This is a genomic window from Streptomyces sp. NPDC008137 (genome assembly GCF_042957035.1).
Classification (GTDB): domain Bacteria; phylum Actinomycetota; class Actinomycetes; order Streptomycetales; family Streptomycetaceae; genus Streptomyces.
In genome coordinates, this window is the sequence record NZ_JBIBHN010000010.1 from 60,477 (window position 1) to 77,807 (window position 17,331).

The following is a 17,331-nucleotide window of genomic DNA, read 5'->3' on the forward strand; positions in this document are numbered from 1 at the left end:
CGGTCGCCCGCCTCCTACTCCAGGTACTCCTCGTCGAACAGCGGGTCCTGCTCGCCCTCCTTCGCCTTCCGCAGCCGCTTGGTCCGCGCCCCCACGACCAGCGCGGTACCGGCCGCCGTCGCGGCGAACGCCGCCGGGATCATCCAGCCCCGGTTCACCGCGTGCCCGAGCAGATGGTCCAGGGAGAGCCGTCCCGGGCCGGTGACGGCCAGGCCGGTGGCCGTCAGGCCCAGCGTCGCCGCGTACTCGTAGCCGCCGCCCTGGTTGAAGAAGCCGTTCGGGGTGTGCACCGCGGCCGCCCCGGCCATCGCACCGGCCGCCGCGGCACCGGCCGCCGGAGTGGCCAGGCCCAGGGCCAGCAGGGTGCCGCCGCCGGTCTCCGCGAGGCCGGCCGCCGTCGCGCTCACCTTGCCCGGGACATAGCCGACGGACTCCATGAACTGCCCGGTGCCCTCGATGCCGCCCCCGCCGAACCAGCCGAACAGCTTCTGCGTGCCGTGGGCGGCCAGCACACCGCCCGTCCCCAGCCGGAGCAGCAGCAGGCCCAGATCACGTCGGTCGTAACGCCTCACGTCGTCTCCCGGAGCGGACAGCACAGCGGATGAGTACTCCCTCGTCGCGCTCCCACCGTCGCACCCCTGGGCTCCCGCGACACCCGGCGGAGCCGCCCGGGACGCCGTTCGGGTGGCACGGGTGGCGGGGGCCGCCGAGCGGCACGAGGCTGACTGGCATGACGATTCAGACCACGCGCCTCAGCGACCCGGCCGTCCGCGCCTTCGTGACCGCCGTGAACAACCACGACCGCGAGAGCTTCATGGAGCTCCTCGCGCCGGGCGCGACCATGGCGGACGACGGCTCCGACCGCGACCTCGCCGACTGGGTGGACCGGGAGATCTTCCTCTCCCACGGCCATATGCGGGTCGACAGCGAGTCCAACGACGGCCGTTCCCTCGTCGCCCACTACAACAACGACACCTGGGGCGAGATGCGCACCCGGTGGAGCTTCACGGTCGACGAGGACGGCAGGATCTCCCGCTTCGAGACCGGGCAGGCCTGAAGGACCCCGAGGTTTCCTCGCCCGGAGCCTTGCCTTCGCGTGGGCTCCAACTCATAGCGTCCCCGGGCATGGACACCACACGCACACTGGGACGCAGCGGCATCGAGGTGAGCGCCCTGGGCTTCGGCTGCTGGGCGATCGGCGGGGAGTGGCAGGGGCCCGACGGGCAGCCGTTCGGCTGGGGCAAGGTCGACGACGAGGAGTCGGTACGGGCGGTGCGACGCGCCCTCGACCTTGGTGTCACCTTCTTCGACACGTCCGACAACTACGGCACCGGGCACAGCGAACGCGTGTTGGGCCGGGCCCTCGGCAAGCGCAGGGCCGACGTGGTCGTCGCCACCAAGTGGGGCTACCTCTTCGACGAGCGGACGCGGACCGCCGACGGCAGCGACGACTCCCCGGCCCATCTGCGCCGCGCGCTGGCCGCGTCCCTGCGCCGCCTCGACACCGACTATGTGGACCTGTACCAGTTCCACATCGGGGACGCCGGACCCGAGCGGGCCGCCCGGCTCCGCGACACCTGCGAGGACCTGGTGCGCGAAGGGCTGATCCGCGCCTATGCCTGGAGCACCGACGACCCGGCCCGCGCCGCCGTGTTCGCCGAGGGCCCGCACTGCGCCGCCGTGCAGCACGCCCTCAACGTCCTTCAGGACGCGCCCGAGATGCTCCGGCTGTGCGAGGAGGCGGGGCTGGCCAGCATCAACCGCAGCCCGCTCGCCATGGGGCTGCTCGCCGGGAAGCGCCGGGCCCATCAGCCGCCGGAGAGCGGCGACATCCGCAGCAGGCCGCCGGCCTGGCTCCAGGGGTTCGGTGACGGATCGGGTGCCGACCCGGAGTGGCTCGCCCGCGTCGAGGCCGTCCGCTCCATCCTCACCAGCGGGGGCCGGACGCTCGCCCAGGGCGCCCTGGCCTGGCTGTGGGCCCGCAGTCCCGCCACCGTCCCCATCCCGGGCTTCCGCTCGGTCGAGCAGGCGGAGGAGAACGCGGGCGCGATGGCGAGGGGAGCGCTGACCGGCGGGCAACTGGCCGAGATCGACCGGTTGCTCGGCCGGTAGCCGCCGTCGAGCTGTGCGGCAGTCGTTCCACGTACCGGTGCGTACCCCGCGGTCCCACGCGGGGTCCACCCCCACCCGGTGCCGTGGAACGACTGCCGCCTCCCCCCTGGATGTGGTCGATGGGTCCGACCTACGGAAGCTCTCTGCTCCAAGTGTGAAGCTTTGGTGTAGGAGAGTTGAGCATAAGCGCCCGACCGGCCGCAATAGGGCGGACGTTGGAATTCCATTTGTGTAGGTTGATGCGTTGACGACCGTGGGGCCGGCGTTCAGCCGCGCCCGATGTACGGCATCGCCGTGGCGAGTACGGCCGCGAACTGCACGTTCGCCTCCAGCGGCAGCTCCGCCATGTGCCGCACCGTGCGGGCCACATCGGCGACGTCCATCACCGGCTCCGGGGCCACCTCACCGTTCGCCTGCAGCGCTCCCGTCTGCATACGGGACGTCATGTCGGTCGCCGCGTTGCCGATGTCGATCTGCCCCACCGCGATCCCGTACGGCCGCCCGTCCAGCGACAGCGCCTTGGTCAGACCGGTCAGCGCGTGCTTCGTCGCCGTGTAGGCAACCGAGTGCGGCCGGGGCGTGTGCGCGGAGATCGAGCCGTTGTTGATGATCCGCCCGCCCCGCGGGTCCTGCTCCTTCATCTGCCGGTACGCCGCCTGCGCGCACAGGAACGCCCCGTTGAGGTTGGTGTCCACCACATGCCGCCACGCGTCGTAGGGCAGCTCCTCGACCGGCACACCGCCGGGCCCGAACGTGCCCGCGTTGTTGAACAGCAGGTCGACCCGCCCGTAACGCCCGGCGGTGGCCTCGAAGAGGGCGGACACGTCCTCGGGGCGTGAGACGTCCGTCCGTACGGCGAGAGCCGCGCCCTCGGGCGCCAGGGCCGCCGTCTCCTCCAGTGTCTCGGTCCGTCGGCCCGCCAGCGCCACCGACCAGCCCGCGCGCAGCAGTTCCACGGCGACCGCCCGGCCGATGCCGGAACCCGCCCCGGTCACCACCGCGACCGCATTTTCCTTGGCATTCATGGGCCCGCAGCGTACGGGAGGCCCCGCCATCCGGAACTCATCCGTCCGTCACGTGAGCGCGGTGTGCATGTCGACCGCGTGTCGACCCCGGCCACTCCAATGCCCGGTGCAGCCATTCGCCAGGGGAGGACCGGATGACACCCGCAGCACGCCCGTCCCAGCACGCCCCCGAACTCCGCGCGGCAGCCCGGCACATCGGCCGCCGCGGCTTCCTCACCACCACCGGGGCCGCCGCAGCGCTGGCCTTCGCCACCAATCTGCCCTCGGCCGGAGTCGCGGCCGCCGCCGAACTCGACGCCGCGCGGATCACCGAGAACCCGTTCACGCTGGGCGTCGGTTCCGGCGACCCCCTGCCCGGCTCCGTGATCCTGTGGACCCGCCTCGCACCCGCCCCGTTCCGGGCCGACAGCGGACTGCCCGCCGAACGCGTCACCGTCCAGTGGGAACTGGCCCACGACGAGCGGTTCCGCCGTATCGCCCGGCGCGGCACCGTCACCGCGCACCCCGAGTTCCACCACACCGTCCACGTCGAGGCGAGCGGCCTGGAGGCCGGCCGCGGCTACCACTACCGCTTCCGCGTCGGCCGCTGGGTCAGCCCGGCCGGCCGCACCCGCACCGCCCCGGACCCCGGCAGTCGCGTCTCCGGACTCACCCTCGCCGCCGTCTCCTGCCAGGCCTACCACGACGGCTACTACACGCCGTACGCCCATCTCGCCGCCGACGACGTCGACCTCGTCTTCCACCTCGGCGACTACCTCTACGAGTACGCCGTCGACTCCGTCGGCGGGCAGCGCAAGTACACCGACCGCACGCTGCCCGACCTGTTCAACCGCGAGACGCTGACCCTGGAGGACTACCGCCTGCGGTACGCCCTCTACAAGTCCGACCCGGACCTGAGCGCCGCACACGCCGCGCACCCCTTCGTCGTCACCTGGGACGACCACGAGACCGAGAACAACTACGCCGACGAGGTCCCCGAGAACGACGTCCCGCCGGAGGAGTTCCTGCTGCGCCGCGCCGCCGCCTACCGCGCCTACTGGGAGAACCAGCCGCTGCGCCGGCCGCAGCGCCCCGCCGGACCCGACATGCAGCTGTACCGCCGCCTGACCTGGGGCCGGCTCGCCCAGTTCGACGTCCTGGACACCCGCCAGTACCGCTCCGACCAGGCCTACGGCGACAAGGCGCACGTCCCGGGACCCGAGTCCGACGACCCGGCGCGCACCATGACCGGCGCGACCCAGGAACGCTGGCTGCTCGACGGCTGGCGCACCTCCCGGGCGCTGTGGAACGTCGTACCGCAGCAGGTCATGTTCGCCCGGCGGCACATGGACGCGACCACCCCGTCACGGGTGTCGATGGACGCCTGGGACGGTTACAGCGCCTCACGCCGACGCGTCCTCGACGGGGCGAAGACCGCCGGCGTGGAGAACCTGATGGTGCTCAGCGGCGACGTCCACTCCGCGTACGCCTTCGACATCAAGGACGACTTCGCCGACCAGTCCTCGGCGACGCTCGGCACGGAGATCGTGGCGACGTCGATCTCCAGCGGCCGGGACGGCGCCGACAAGCCTCCGACCTGGGACACCTACATGGGCGCCAACCCGCACCTGAGGTTCTTCAACGGGCGGCGCGGCTACGTCACCGTCGCCCTCGGACAGGAGTCCGCGCGGGCCGACTTCAAGACCGTGCCGTACGTGACCACGCAGGGGGCGCCGGTCACGACGGCCGCGTCCTTCGTCACGGAGGTGGGGGAGCAGGGGCTCAAGCCGGCGTGAGCCGCGGCTCGCCCGTCTCTTCGGGGGACTCGCCCGTCTCGCCGGGGTAGCGGACGCCGACGCGGTCCCGGATCGCGTCGAGCGTCCGCATCACGGCGAGCGTGCCGTCGAGCGGGACGAGCGGCGACTCGGTCTCGCCGGCGCGCACGGCGCGCATCACCTCGGCGGCCTCGTGCCGTAGGCTGTTGCGCGGCCCGTCCGCCGGGTCGGCCGTGAACTCCTCGGCGTCACGGCCGTCCCGGTGCAGCACGAAACGGTCCGGGAAGAAGAACCCGTCCGGGATGTCGATCCGGCCCCGCGAGCCGGTGACCGAGGCGGAGGTCGCCGTACCGCCGACGATGGAGCAGTGCACGGAACCCAGAGCGCTGCTCTCCCAGGAGAGCAGCGCACCCGTCTGGAGATCGACGCCCTCCTCCGAGAGCACCGCTCGCGCCGCGATGTCCGACGGCTCCCCGAGCAGCAGCTGCGCGAACGACACCGGATACACGCCCAGATCGAGCAGCGCGCCGCCGCCCAGTTCCGGGTTCCGCAGCCGGTGCGAGGGAGGGAAGGGACCGGCCAGCCCGAAATCGGCCTGCACACTGCGCACTTCGCCGATCGCGCCGTCGTCCACCAGCGACTTCAGTCGCCGCACCAGCGGATTGCAGTACATCCACATCGCCTCCATCAGGAAGCGCCCGTGCTCCCGCGCCAGCGCGACGAGTTCCGCCGCCTCGCGCACGTTCAGCGTGAACGGCTTCTCGCACAGCACGTTCCGCCCGGCCGCCAGACACAGACCGGCGGCTCTCCGGTGCGCCGTGTGCGGCGTGGCCACGTAGACGACATCGATGTCCTCGTCCCGCGCGAGCGCGTTCCAGTCGCCGTACGCCCGGGGTATCCCGAACCGCTCCGCGAACGCGTTGGCCGACTCCTCGGACCGCGACGCCACCGCCACGACCTCCGCGTCCGGCAGGTCGATCAGATCCGCCGTGAACGCGGCCGCGATCCCACCGGTCGCCAGGACGCCCCACCGCACCGTGTCCGCCGTCATTACCGCCCCGCCTTCACCTTGTGACCCCGAGCAGTCCGTACGAGCTGAGAGCATAGGGGGCGATCGAATCGAACAGGGAGGGACTCATGCCCGAGGGTGGGGCGTCCATATCGAACACCGCACAGGGGGCCGCAGCAGGCACGGAGCGCCCCGACCTCACAGCGCACCGCCGCACCGGGCTCCTCGTCACGTTCCTCCTGGGCAGCCTGACGGCGGTACCGCCGCTGGCGATGGACATGTACCTCCCGTCGCTGCCCGAGGTCACCCGCTCCCTGCACGCGCCCGCCGCGACCGTCCAGCTCACGCTCACCGCCTGCCTGGCCGGCATGGCGCTCGGCCAGCTCGTCGTCGGGCCGATGAGCGACCGCTGGGGCCGCCGCCGCCCGCTGCTCGCCGGGCTCGCCGTCTTCGTCGTCGCCACCGTGCTGTGCGCCCTCGCCCCCACCGTCGAACTCCTGGTCGCCTTCCGGCTGGCCCAGGGCCTCGCGGGCGCCGCCGCGATCGTCATCGCCCGGGCCGTCGTCCGCGACCTCTACGACGGCATGGCCATGGCCCGCTTCTTCTCCACCCTCATGCTGATCTCCGGGGTCGCCCCGATCGTGGCGCCGCTGATCGGCGGGCAGGTCCTGCGCGTGACGGACTGGCGGGGCGTCTTCGTCGTCCTCACCGTCATCGGCGTCGCGATCGGCGTCCTGGTCTGGACGAGGCTGCCCGAGACCCTGCCGCCCGCCGAGCGCCACAGCGGCGGCGTCGGCGAGGCCCTGCGCGCGATGCGGGGCCTGCTCGCCGACCGGTCCTTCGCCGGCTACACCCTCGCCGGCGGCTTCGCCTTCGCCTCGCTCTTCGCCTACATCTCGGCGTCCCCGTTCGTCATCCAGGAGATCTACGGCGCCTCCCCGCAGACGTTCAGCCTGCTGTTCGGCGTCAACTCCGTCGGTCTTGTCCTCGTCGGCCAGATCAACGGCAAGATCCTGGTCGGCCGGGTCAGCCTGGACCGGGTGCTGGGCATCGGCCTGACGATCGTCATCACCGCCGCGACCGCGCTGCTGCTGATGTCCACGGGAGTGTTCGGCGAAGTCGGCCTCGTGCCCGTCGCCGCCGCGCTCTTCGTGCTGATGTCCGCGATGGGCATCACCCTGCCCAACACCCAGGCCCTCGCCCTGATGCGCACCAAGCACAACGCCGGCTCCGCGTCCGCCCTGCTCGGCACGTCGTCGTTCCTCATCGGCGCGATCGCCTCCCCGCTCGTCGGCGTCGCCGGCGAGGACACCGCCGTCCCGATGGCCGTCGTCCAACTGGCCGCCGCACTGGTGGCGGTGGCCTGCTTCGTGGGAATGTGCCGACCTTGGCGGAAGACGGACAGCAAGCCGGTGAGCGTGGAGGGAGAAGACAGCTGAGCGCACCGAGACTGCGCGACGGCACGCCGGAACGGGCCGGACTCGACCCCGCGGAACTGCGTCAGCTCGTCCGGGAGGTCCACGTCCTCACCACCGGGCAGCGCCCCTGGGCACCGGGCGCGGTCCTGGTCGTCGGGCGCGGCCCCGTGATCGCGGTGGAGGAGGCGGCGGGCTGGGCCGTGCGCTACGCGGCCTACGACGAGGACGCCGACGCCGGTGTGGAGCTGCCCGCCGAGGACCGCGTCCCGATGACCGTCGGCACACCCTTCGACCTGGCGTCCCTGACGAAACTGTTCACGTCCGTGGCCGCGGTCCAGCAGATCGAGCGCGGGACGCTGGGCATCGACGCGAAGGTCGGGGCGTATCTGCCCGACTTCACGGGGGCGGCCCGGCACGGCGTCACCGTACGGCAGCTGCTCACCCACACCTCCGGGCTGCGGCCCGAACTCCCGCTGTACGACTGCGCCGACGCCGCGCACCGGCTGGCGATGCTCCAGGCGGAGCGGCCGGTCGGCGTGCCCGGCACGTACTGCTACTCCGACCTGAACATGCTCCTCCTCCAGCACGTCCTGGAACGCGTCAGCGGACGCACCCTCGACGTCCTCGTCCGCGACGGCATCACCCGGCCCCTGGGCATGACGGCGACGGAGTTCGGGCCGTGCCCCGGGGCGGCGGCGACGGAGGACCAGCGGCGGCCGTGGGCCAAGGCGGACCGGGGCATGCTGCGGGGCGAGGTCCACGACGAGAACGCCTGGGCGCTCGGCGGTGTGGCCGGCCACGCGGGCCTGTTCTCCACGGGGCGGGACCTCGCGGTGTTCTGCCGCACCCTCCTCGCCGGCGGCTCCCACGGCCCCGCCCGGATCCTCGGCCCCGACTTCGTCGAGCTCCTCTTCACCCCGCCCGGCCTCGGCTTCTCCCTGGACCAGCCGTGGTTCATGGGCGACCTCGCCGGCCGGGGCGCGGCCGGCCACACGGGCTTCACCGGCACGTCCCTGGTCCTCGACCCGGCGACGGACACGTTCCTGATCCTCCTGACGAACGCGGTCCATCCGGTCCGCCGCCGCCCGGACAGCGCGCCGAGGGCGGCGGCGGGGGCACGGGTGGCCCGGGCGGTACGGGGGATGTGAGAGCACCGCTCTCTCGCACCCCCCTCGACCCTCGTAGAATCGCCGGGTGAACGCCCCCGCACCCCCGGCCGCCGAAACCCTCCGTGCCGCTCTCGCCGGTCTGCTCGACGGGCTGCCGCCCCGGCAGGCCTCGCGGGCGGTGGAGCGTCTGATCGCCAGCTACCGGGGGGACACCCCGACCGACGCTCCGATCCTCCGGGACCGGGCCGATGTCGCCGCCTACGCCGCCTACCGGATGCCCGCGACCTTCGAGGCGGTGGGGTCGGCGCTGGAGGCCTTCGCGGACGCCGTGCCCGGGTGGGTGCCCGGCGGGCATCTGGACGTCGGCGGCGGTACCGGCGCCGCGGCCTGGGCCGTGACCGCGACCTGGGACGGGGAGCGGCCCGTCACCGTGCTCGACTGGGCCGAGCCCGCCCTGGCCCTGGGACGGGAGATCGCCGCGGCCAACCCGGCCCTGCGGGACGTGCGGTGGCAGCGCTCCCGGATCGGAGCGGCGCTCACCCTCGAGAGCACTGATCTCGTCACGGTCTCCTACGTCCTCAACGAGCTGACCGCCCCCGACCGCACCGCCCTCGTCGACGCCGCCGCGGCCGCCGCGCAGGCCGTCGTGATCGTCGAACCCGGCACCCCCGACGGCTACGCCCGTGTCATCGAGGCGCGGGAACGGCTGATCGCCGCCGGCTTCCACATCGCCGCCCCCTGCCCGCACAGCGCGGCCTGCCCCATCGCCCCGGGCACGGACTGGTGCCACTTCTCGGCCCGGGTCAGCCGTTCCTCCCTGCACCGCCAGGTCAAGGGCGGCTCCCTCCCCTACGAGGACGAGAAGTTCAGCTACGTCGCCGCCGCCCGCTTCCCCGTCGAACCGGCCCCGGCGCGCGTCGTACGCAAGCCCCAGATCCGCAAGGGCCAGGTCCTCCTCGACCTCTGCGAGACCGACCCGGCCCTGAACCGCGCCACCGTCACCAAGCGCCACGGCGACCTGTACAAGGCCGCACGTGACGCGGCCTGGGGAGACGCCTGGCCGCCCGCACCCTGATCACCGGCCTCCTGTCGGGTACGCCTGAGATCAACTCGCGCGGCGCTGTCGAACGTCAGTACTTCTGACCGGCCCAGCGGAGCACCGTCTCCTCCGCCGACGCCCGGTCGGCGGGGGACAGGTTCGCGATGTCGACGCTGTGATTGCCGCCCGGCACCCACAGCACGCGGGAGTCGGGACCCCCGGGACTGAAGTGCTCGGCGACGGCCGGGTCCTGGGCGCCGTTGACGAACAGCAGCCGGCTGCCGCGGCGGCGGACCCAGCGGTCGATGTCCGGCATGGCGCGAGCGTCGAAGACCATGGGGATGTCCCGGGGGACGAAGTTGCGCGCCGCGATGCCGTCCGGGTGGCGCAGCAGGTCCGCCACGTGGGCGGTGGGGACGTCGCCGTACCCCAGCTGCGTGCCGATCTGGTACCAGTACGGGATGTAGTTCCGCGCGGAGTTGTCGGCGTACAGGGGCAGCCCCGCCCAGCGGTCCAGCCATGGGTACAGCTCGTCGGCCGTCGCCTCGGGGCCGGGGATCGCGGTGATGTCGGCCGGCGTCGCGCGCTGCCAGAACATGAACAGCACCCGCAGCACGGCGATTTCGAATGCCTTGTCGGCGCCGCCGACGATCCGGAAGGTGTCGCCGGTGGCGGACGCCCAGGCCTCGTAGCGGGCGACCAGCTCGGCCCGGTGCAGCAGCATCCGGCGCTGGGCGGCCCTGACGGCCTCGCGGGCGGGGGCGGTGCCGACCGTCTCCAGGAAGCGCAGGCAGGCGGAGTCCTCGCGGTCGTCGACGTTGTTCGGGGCCGAGTAGACCACCGTGCCGTTCACGTCGCCGGGGTGGAAGCGGCGGTGGTAGACGCTCGTCATGCCGCCCTTGCTGCCACCGGTGGAGAGCCATGCGCCGGGGTAGACCCGGCGGAGGAGACGGACGACGCGGTGATGGTCGTCGGCGGCCTGGCGGATGGTGAGGTGGGTGTAGCCGGGGCCCGGCGGGCGTGAGCTGCCGAAGTAGCGGTGTTCCACCTGGAGTTGGTTGGCGCCCAGCAGTGTCGCCGGTTCGGTGAGCCGGGGCGTGAGGACCGCGTGGTAGCCGGTGCTGAACAGCACCGTGGGCCGGTCGGCGGCGGTGTGGAGCAGGGTGAGGCGCTGCTCGAAGGTGCCGGCCGAGGGGTCGGTGTGGTCGACCGGCTGCCGCAGGCCCAGGACGAAGTGCCGGTACCCCGGTCCGGCGTCCTGCCGCTCCTCGATCAGCCGCAGTCCGGGCAGTGCCCGCAGGGTGTCCGCGATGCCGGCGTCCCCCGGCCGCGGTCGTCCGTCCGCCGCCCGCGCCGGTCCGGCCGCCGTGACGGTGAGGCCCGCCGCAGAGACCGCAGAGGCTGCCGAGACCGCTGAGACCGCCGAAGCGGCCGAGGTGAGCAGCCGTCGTCTCGTCCACACGCGCATGGTGTTTCCTCCCGGGTGTCCGTCGGTGGCGGTTCGGTCGCGGTGTTCACGACCGCTTCAGTACATCCGCCGGACGTCCCGGGAGGATCCCGCGCGCGAGGGGGCTCCCTCCCCCGGGCGGGGGAGGTTCACGACGACCGGCCGGTCGTACCGCCCTCCTGCCCTTCGCGCTGTTGCTGTCGCCTCTCCTGGAGCTTGCGCAGCAGCTCGCGCTTCTGGGCCTGCGGATCGAGACCGCCGCCGATCCGGCCGTCCCGGCCGCCGCCGCGCAGCGCGTTGCGGCCGAGGTTCTTGCGCGATCCGCCGACGCCCAGCATGTTTCCGGCTCCGCCTCGGGTCATGACGGGGCTCCTCTCCTGAGTGAGATGATGCGACGAGACGTATCGTCTCGAACCGACCTCACCACTGTCCGGCGAGACGCACCGTCTTGTCAACCTGATAAATTCGGGCCATGAGCCCGAACAAGCCCGCGCAGTCCGCCCCCGACTCCACCCGGCGCAGCGAGAGGTCCCGGCGCGCCATCTACGACGCCGCCCTCACCCTGGTCGCGGAGGTCGGCTATCCCAGGACCACCATCGAGGGCATCGCCGCCCGGGCCGGTGTCGGCAAGCAGACGATCTACCGCTGGTGGTCCTCCAAGGCCGACGTCCTGTTGGAGGCCTTCCTCGACCTGAGCGAGCAGGCGTCCCGGGACGCGGGCCCGGAGTACGAGTTCGCCATCCCGGACACCGGCGACCTCGCCGCCGACCTCAAGGCCGTCCTGCGCCTCACCGTCGACCAGCTCCGGGACCCCCGCTTCGAGGGCCCGTCCCGCGCCCTGGCCGCCGAGGGAGTGGTCGACGAGCAGCTGGGTCGCGTCATGGTCGGCAAGCTCCTCGAACCGTCGCTCCAGATGTACGCCGACCGGGTGCGCTCCGCCCAGGAAGCCGGCCAGGTCCGCCCGGACGTCGACCCGCGCATCGCCCTCGAACTCTGGGTCTCCCCCCTCGCCCAGCGCTGGCTCCAGTACACCGGCCCGATCTCCTACGAGTACACCGACACCCTCGTCGACTACGCCCTTCACGGCCTCGCGCCCCGCTGAAGGGCCCTCCGGGCGTCCCGCTGGGCGTCGTCCCTGGCCTCCCGGACCTGCCAGGCCTCCCGCTCGGCGATGCGCGCCAGCCGCCCCGGCGCGTCCGTGATCACCCCGGTGCACCCCAGCTCCAGCACCCGGTCCCGCTGCGCGTCCGTCACCACCGTGTGCGCCCACACCCGCGCGATCCCCGAGTTCACCGCCCGCACCAGGTCCGTGTCGCGCGCCCGGTGGTCCACGTCCAGCAGGTCGACGTACGACCGCCAGCGCTCCGGGCGGTCCGTGCGCAACTGCCGCGCCGAGCGCCACAGCTGGGTGAGCAGGCCGAGGCGGTGGGCGCGCCGGGCCACCCGCGGGTCGTTGGAGTTCACGAAGACCGAGCGGGTCAGGCCACGGGCCCGGATCAGGCCGGCCAGCCGGTCCAGGCTCCGCGGGTCCTTCGCCTCCAGCATCAGCACGATCCGCCCGCCGAAACGGTCCAGGACCTCCGCCACCGTCGGCGGCCGCTCCGACCGCCAGCTCCCGGGCAGCACGTCCCTCGGGCGCAGCCGTACCCCCTGCCACTCCCGGGTGTCCAGGCCGCGCACCGCGCCGCCCAGGTAGGTGGTGCGGTTCAGGGTCTCGTCGTGGAACACCACCGGCGTGCCGTCGCGCAGCAGCCGGGTGTCGAAGTCCAGCACCTGCGCCGTACCGCGCCGGAAGGCGGCCATCAGCCCCGCCATGCTGTTCTCGGGGACCTCGTGGGCGCCGCCGCGGTGCGCGACGTACGTGATCCGGGGGAGTGCCGCCACCGTCAGCGGGCCGGTGCCCCACTCCAGCGGCATCGGGGTGGCGCCGTGTCCCGTGAGGGTCAGCGCGGCCACGGAAGCCGCGGTGGCGAGGCCCGTCAGCGTGATCGTTGTGACCATGGCGATACGGTAGGGCGCCATATCGGGGCAAAGCAGGCATTGACACCGATCTTGGTGCGGCATATGCCTCGCTCGCCCCACCGGTGCATGTCTTGTAGCTCATGCCCCGGATGTGGGCACTGGCCCCCCGGTGCGGGGGAAGATGGGAGCATAGGGCATGCTGTTCCGCACGACGGCGAGGCGAGGGGATAGATGAGCGCGGAGTTCGGCGGCCGGACCGGCCTGCAGGGCAAACTCACCCAGTGGCTGCGCGCCGGGCGCCGGCCGAAGGAGACCGCCGGTGACGGCGGCCGTGAGGCCCTGCTGCTCGCCGCCGCCGGCGCGGGACTGCCCCTGGCGCCCGCCGCCCACCCGGCCGGCTACCGCTGCTCCTGCGACCGCGTCGGCTGTCCCACTCCGGCCCGGCACCCCGTGTCCTTCGCCTGGCAGACGCAGTCCACCACCGACCGCGCCCAGATCGAGCGCTGGGCCCGCCATCAGCCCGAAGCCAACTTCATCACCGCGACCGGCATGACGCACGACGTCCTCGACGTGCCCCTCGATGCCGGTCGCGACGCGTTGGAGCGGCTGCTCGCGGAGGGTGTCGAGGTCGGGCCGGTCGCCGAGAGCGACGACGGCCGCATGCTCTTCTTCACCCTCACCCGGGGTACGCCCGAGGACGAGGACGAGTGGTGGCCGTGCGAGCTGGACTGCCACCCCGAGACGGCGGACGAGCACCCCGGGCTGCGCTGGCACTGCCGCGGCTCGTACGTCCTCGTGCCGCCGGCCCGGCTGCCCGGTGACGGTCAGGCGGTGCGGTGGGTGCGCGGGCCGGAGCACGCGCTGCCGGACCCGTTGAGTCTGCTTGAGGTTCTCACCGAGGTCTGCGGCCGGTATGTCGACGCCGACTCGGCGGGGTCGGCGTGGCCCTCGCGGGGCTGAGTCGGCCGAGGCCCTGGATCAAGAGCCCTCCGCCGAGGTCATGCCCTGGATCCGGCCCAGGATCGTCACCTTGCCCTGGCCCTTCGGGTCCAGCGCCACCTCGTTGGAGACGAACTCCAGCGTGAGGGACTGCTTGATCTCGCCCTTCGTGAGGGCGAGCACGTCCTTGTTGGGGGCCGGGAAGGTGGTGCCCGCGTAGGCCGTCTGCTTCTCGTAGTGCCGCGTCGTGAAGAACACCAGCGCGCCGCCGTCCGTCGTGCGCAGCGCCAGCGGCCCGTAGTCGCCGTTCGTCAGCGGCTCGTCGATGTACTGGGTGACCAGGCCCGGCCTCTTGGTGTTCTTCTCGCGCAGGGCACGCCACTGGCTGGTGTGCGCGCCGTCGGTGAAGGCGGCTCCGCCGTTCTTGAGGTACGTCGTGTACGTCTGGCTGAGGTCGCCGGGCTTGGCCGCCAGGTTCGTCGAGTTCACGGGGACCGACTCGGCCCAGCCGTCCGCGTCCTTCTTGAACTCCGGGACCTTGCCGGGGGCGACGAGGGTCAGGTACGCGACCTGGAACGGGTCGTCGAGGCTGCTGCGGGTGAACACGAGCAGCCAGCGGGCGGTGCCGCCCTTGTTGCCGGCGGCGTCGACGACGAACCAGCGGGGCCAGCCGGCCTTCTTCGGGATCGTGAACTTCGCGTCCGTCAGCTTCAGCGGGGTGTGGTTCGGGTTGCCGCCCGGGTTGTTCTTCCGGCCGGCCTCCAGACGGGCCGAGTCGATGTCGGCGAGGGCGCCGGTGGTGTGCTCGGCGTCCAGGGAGGCGTCGTAGGCCTTGTCGGCGTCGTTGTACGCGGCGGTGAACTCCTGGAGGGCCTTGGCGGCTTCGGCGCGGGTCGTCGACGGGAGGACCTCCCGTTCGCCGTGCACGACGACGCATCCGCTCGCCGTCAGCGACAAAGCGGTCACCGAGGCCGATATGAGGGTCCTCCGGCTCAGCGTGCGGAGTGTTCGAGGGTCGAGATCCCTGATCATCGGGTGCCTTCACCTTCCCCTTTCCGGAGGCGAACCCTACCGGGTGCCTCCGGCGGTCGGGGCGGGGTGGGTGCGTCTGCTCGGCGGTGGTGGGTCGGGGCCGCGCCGGGGGGTGTCCGTCCTCGGAACGTCGCGATGGGGTCGGATAACAATTGACTGTCCGTTGACGCGACAACCGCTGCGGGCGGACACCCCCCGACACGTCCCCTTCTCGCCGTGCGCGGGTGCGGGTGCGTCGTGGCTCGCGCGAGGCGCCGAGGCTGCGGGCGCCGCACCCGCCCCCGCTGCGGCATGCGTTGCCGCCCTAGCTGCGGGCATGCGTGCCGCTAAGGGCGGCACGGGTGGGCGCAGCGGTACCTCGTCGCGCCGAGTTGCGCACCCACCCGGCCTCAGCGGTCCCGCGCCGGGGCTGAATTCGTCCCGCGTTGTCCGAGGCCGGCCGGCGCCAGGAACAGCACCAGCGTCGGGACCAGGTACAGGAGCCACACCGTCACCTGGAGGACCGTCGGGTCGGGCTGGAAGTTGAAGACGCCCTTGAGGAGGGTGCCGTACCAGCTGTCCGGCGGAATCGTGCCGGAGATGTCGAACGCCTTGTTCGTCAGGCCGGGCAGGAAGTCCGCCTCCTGGAGGTCGTGGAAGCCGTACGCCAGTACACCCGCGGCCACGATGACGAGCATGCCGCCGGTCCACGTGAAGAACTTCGCCAGGTTGATGCGCAGCGCGCCCCGGTAGAAAAGCCAGCCCAGGAGGACGGCGGTCGCGAGGCCGAGGGCGACGCCCAGCAGCGGCCGCGGCGTGCCGTCGCCCGCCGCGTGCACCGAGGCCCAGACGAACAGCGCCGTCTCCAGACCCTCCCGGCCCACGGCCAGGAACGCCGTGGCGACCAGCGCACCCGTGCCCATCGCGAGGGCCGCGTCCAGCCTGCCGTGCAGCTCCGCCTTGAGATGCCGGGCGGTGCGGCGCATCCAGAACACCATCCACGTCACCAGAGCGACCGCGAGGACGGAGAGGGAGCCGCCGAGGGCTTCCTGGGCCTGGAACGTCAGCTCCTGGGAGCCGAATTCGAGCACGCAGCCGAAGCCGAGGGACAGGGCGACCGCGACCCCGATGCCCATCCAGATCGGCTTCAGGGCGTCCCTGCGGTCCGTCTTGACCAGGTAGGCGATGAGGATGCAGACGACCAGGCTCGCCTCAAGTCCCTCGCGCAGGCCGATCAGGTAGTTGGAGAACACGGGCTCAGGCCTCCTCGGTGAACAGCGTCCGGCCCCACCAGTCGTCCTTGTCACGGACGCCCGGCGGGATCGCGAAGAGCGCCGAACCCACGTGCTGGATGTACTCGTTGAGCGCGTCCGTCGCCAGATTGCGCTGGATCGGGATGAAGCCCTCGCGGACGTCCCGCTGGTAGGCCAGGAAGAACAGGCCCGCGTCCAGGCGGCCGAGTCCGTCCGTGCCGTCCGTGAAGGAGTAGCCGCGGCGCAGGATCGTCGCCCCCTGGTTGGAGTCGGGGTGCGCGAGCCGGACGTGCGCGTCGGGCTTCATCGCCTTCAGGAACGGCTCGTCGCGTTCCTTCGCCTTGCCGACCGGGGCGCCCTCGCCCTTGTCCCGGCCGAAGATGTCCTCCTGCTCCTGGAGCGAGGTGCGGTCCCACGGCTCGATGTGCATGCGGATGCGCCGGGCGACGAGGTAGGAGCCGCCCGTCATCCAGGCCAGTCCGCCGTCCTTCCCGGACACCCAGACGTGCTCGCGCAGGCGGTCCGTCTCCGTGCCCGCGATGTTGCGCGTGCCGTCCTTGAAGCCCATCAGGTTGCGCGGGGTCTGCGCCTCGGGCGTCGTCGACGACGTCTTGCCGAAGCCGAGTTGCGACCAGCGGATGACCACCTTGCCCATTCCGAGGCGGGCCAGGTTGCGGATCGCGTGGACCGCGACCTGGGGGTCGTCGGCGCAGGCCTGGACGCACAGGTCGCCGCCGCTGCGGGCCTTGTCCAGGTTGTCGCCGGCGAACTTCGGCAGGTCGACCAGGGCTTCGGGGCGGTGGTCCGCGAGGTCGAACTTCTCGAACAGGGCCGGGCCGAAGCCGATCGTGAGCGTCAGGCGGGAGGGCTTGAGGCCCAGGGCCTCGCCCGTGTCGTCCGGGGGCGCCTCGGGCAGGCCGCCGTAGGCGCCCTCGCCCACCGGATGCCCGGCCGTCATCCGCCGCGCGGCCTCCGTCCAGTCCTTGAGCAGTTGGACGAACTGCGGGCGGTCGTCGGTCGTCACGTCGAACGCGGCGAAGTGCAGGCGGTCCTGCACCGGGGTGGCGATGCCGGCCTGGTGCGCGCCGTGGAAGGGGACCGCTGCTCCGGCCGCGGCCGGGGCGTCGTCGTCGCCGCGGGCCATCGCGACCGCTCCGCCGGCCGCGGCGGCGCCGAGGGCCAGGCCCGCACCGCCCCAGCCGAGCAGGGAACGCCGGGAGGGAGAGCGGGTGTCGTCGTCCGTCATGGGCGCG

The 17,331-nt window shown here is 72.6% G+C and carries 17 protein-coding genes; 8 read left to right on the forward strand and 9 right to left on the reverse strand.

The features are described 5' to 3' along the window. Positions 1-14: 14 nt before the first annotated feature. On the reverse strand, positions 15-572 hold the full coding sequence (locus tag ACFZBT_RS18715; protein ID WP_391104605.1) for a DoxX family membrane protein: 558 nt from the start codon (positions 570-572) through the stop codon (positions 15-17). A 158-nt stretch (positions 573-730) separates the two neighbouring features. Between ACFZBT_RS18715 and ACFZBT_RS18720 the strand changes: the two genes are divergently transcribed. Together ACFZBT_RS18720 and ACFZBT_RS18725 are read left to right on the forward strand one after the other, a co-directional pair. Then, entirely contained in the window at positions 731-1,057 is a 327-nt protein-coding gene (locus tag ACFZBT_RS18720) for a nuclear transport factor 2 family protein (protein ID WP_391104607.1), read from the forward strand. Positions 1,058-1,125: 68 nt separating this feature from the next. Then, positions 1,126-2,112 (forward strand): aldo/keto reductase, encoded by a 987-nt coding sequence (locus tag ACFZBT_RS18725; RefSeq protein ID WP_391104610.1) that lies wholly within the window; start codon positions 1,126-1,128, stop codon positions 2,110-2,112. A 266-nt stretch (positions 2,113-2,378) separates the two neighbouring features. Here the strand turns inward: ACFZBT_RS18725 and ACFZBT_RS18730 are convergent, their stop codons facing one another. Continuing rightward, on the reverse strand, positions 2,379-3,137 hold the full coding sequence (locus tag ACFZBT_RS18730) for an SDR family NAD(P)-dependent oxidoreductase (protein WP_391104613.1): 759 nt from the start codon (positions 3,135-3,137) through the stop codon (positions 2,379-2,381). A 134-nt stretch (positions 3,138-3,271) separates the two neighbouring features. Between ACFZBT_RS18730 and ACFZBT_RS18735 the strand changes: the two genes are divergently transcribed. Beyond that, positions 3,272-4,912 (forward strand): alkaline phosphatase D family protein, encoded by a 1,641-nt coding sequence (locus ACFZBT_RS18735; protein ID WP_391104615.1) that lies wholly within the window; start codon positions 3,272-3,274, stop codon positions 4,910-4,912. Here the strand turns inward: ACFZBT_RS18735 and ACFZBT_RS18740 are convergent. Beyond that, positions 4,899-5,942: a Gfo/Idh/MocA family oxidoreductase gene (locus ACFZBT_RS18740; protein WP_391104618.1), complete on the reverse strand. Its 1,044-nt coding sequence runs from the start codon at positions 5,940-5,942 to the stop codon at positions 4,899-4,901. The genes ACFZBT_RS18735 and ACFZBT_RS18740 overlap by 14 nt on opposite strands. 86 nt (positions 5,943-6,028) lie before the next feature. Here ACFZBT_RS18740 and ACFZBT_RS18745 point away from each other — a divergent pair, with 86 nt between their 5' ends. The 3 genes from ACFZBT_RS18745 to ACFZBT_RS18755 are packed head-to-tail and all read left to right on the forward strand — an operon-like array spanning position 6,029 to position 9,502. Continuing rightward, on the forward strand, positions 6,029-7,339 hold the full coding sequence (locus ACFZBT_RS18745) for a Bcr/CflA family efflux MFS transporter (RefSeq protein ID WP_391104620.1): 1,311 nt from the start codon (positions 6,029-6,031) through the stop codon (positions 7,337-7,339). Then, positions 7,279-8,466, forward strand: coding sequence for a serine hydrolase (locus tag ACFZBT_RS18750; protein ID WP_391104622.1), 1,188 nt, complete (start codon positions 7,279-7,281; stop codon positions 8,464-8,466). Before ACFZBT_RS18745 ends, ACFZBT_RS18750 begins: the two co-directional genes overlap by 61 nt. Positions 8,467-8,512: 46 nt before the next feature. After that, a complete protein-coding gene (locus ACFZBT_RS18755) occupies positions 8,513-9,502 on the forward strand; it encodes a small ribosomal subunit Rsm22 family protein (protein WP_391104625.1) in 990 nt (329 codons plus the stop codon). 55 nt (positions 9,503-9,557) lie between these two features. Here the strand turns inward: ACFZBT_RS18755 and ACFZBT_RS18760 are convergent, their stop codons facing one another. Together ACFZBT_RS18760 and ACFZBT_RS18765 are read right to left on the reverse strand one after the other, a co-directional pair. Further along, positions 9,558-10,934 (reverse strand): S28 family serine protease, encoded by a 1,377-nt coding sequence (locus ACFZBT_RS18760; RefSeq protein WP_391104627.1) that lies wholly within the window; start codon positions 10,932-10,934, stop codon positions 9,558-9,560. Between the two features lie 128 nt (positions 10,935-11,062). Beyond that, the gene (locus ACFZBT_RS18765; RefSeq protein ID WP_391104630.1) at positions 11,063-11,275 is read right to left on the reverse strand and encodes a DUF6243 family protein; all 213 of its coding nucleotides are present in this window, start codon (positions 11,273-11,275) and stop codon (positions 11,063-11,065) included. A 110-nt stretch (positions 11,276-11,385) separates the two neighbouring features. Here ACFZBT_RS18765 and ACFZBT_RS18770 point away from each other — a divergent pair, with 110 nt between their 5' ends. Next, entirely contained in the window at positions 11,386-12,015 is a 630-nt protein-coding gene (locus ACFZBT_RS18770; RefSeq protein WP_391104632.1) for a TetR/AcrR family transcriptional regulator C-terminal ligand-binding domain-containing protein, read from the forward strand. Here ACFZBT_RS18770 and ACFZBT_RS18775 read toward each other — a convergent pair. After that, positions 11,994-12,914: a glycerophosphodiester phosphodiesterase family protein gene (locus ACFZBT_RS18775; RefSeq protein ID WP_391104634.1), complete on the reverse strand. Its 921-nt coding sequence runs from the start codon at positions 12,912-12,914 to the stop codon at positions 11,994-11,996. The two genes, ACFZBT_RS18770 and ACFZBT_RS18775, sit on opposite strands and share 22 nt — an antisense overlap. Before the next feature lie 192 nt (positions 12,915-13,106). On the opposite strand from ACFZBT_RS18775, the gene ACFZBT_RS18780 reads away from it, so the two are divergent. Continuing rightward, positions 13,107-13,835, forward strand: a complete 729-nt coding sequence (locus ACFZBT_RS18780; protein WP_391104636.1) for a bifunctional DNA primase/polymerase — start codon at positions 13,107-13,109, stop codon at positions 13,833-13,835. 18 nt (positions 13,836-13,853) lie between these two features. Here ACFZBT_RS18780 and ACFZBT_RS18785 read toward each other — a convergent pair whose 3' ends face one another. From ACFZBT_RS18785 to efeB, 3 genes are all read right to left on the reverse strand, one after another. Then, positions 13,854-14,846 carry a hypothetical protein gene (locus ACFZBT_RS18785; protein ID WP_391104639.1) on the reverse strand — a complete coding sequence of 331 codons (993 nt, stop codon included), beginning with the start codon at positions 14,844-14,846 and terminating at the stop codon, positions 13,854-13,856. 389 nt (positions 14,847-15,235) lie between these two features. Further along, entirely contained in the window at positions 15,236-16,078 is an 843-nt protein-coding gene (gene efeU / locus ACFZBT_RS18790; RefSeq protein WP_391104641.1) for an iron uptake transporter permease EfeU, read from the reverse strand. 4 nt (positions 16,079-16,082) lie between these two features. Further along, complete coding sequence (gene efeB, locus ACFZBT_RS18795; RefSeq protein WP_391104645.1) at positions 16,083-17,324, reverse strand: iron uptake transporter deferrochelatase/peroxidase subunit; 1,242 nt, start codon at positions 17,322-17,324, stop codon at positions 16,083-16,085. Between the last annotated feature and the right edge of the window lie 7 nt (positions 17,325-17,331).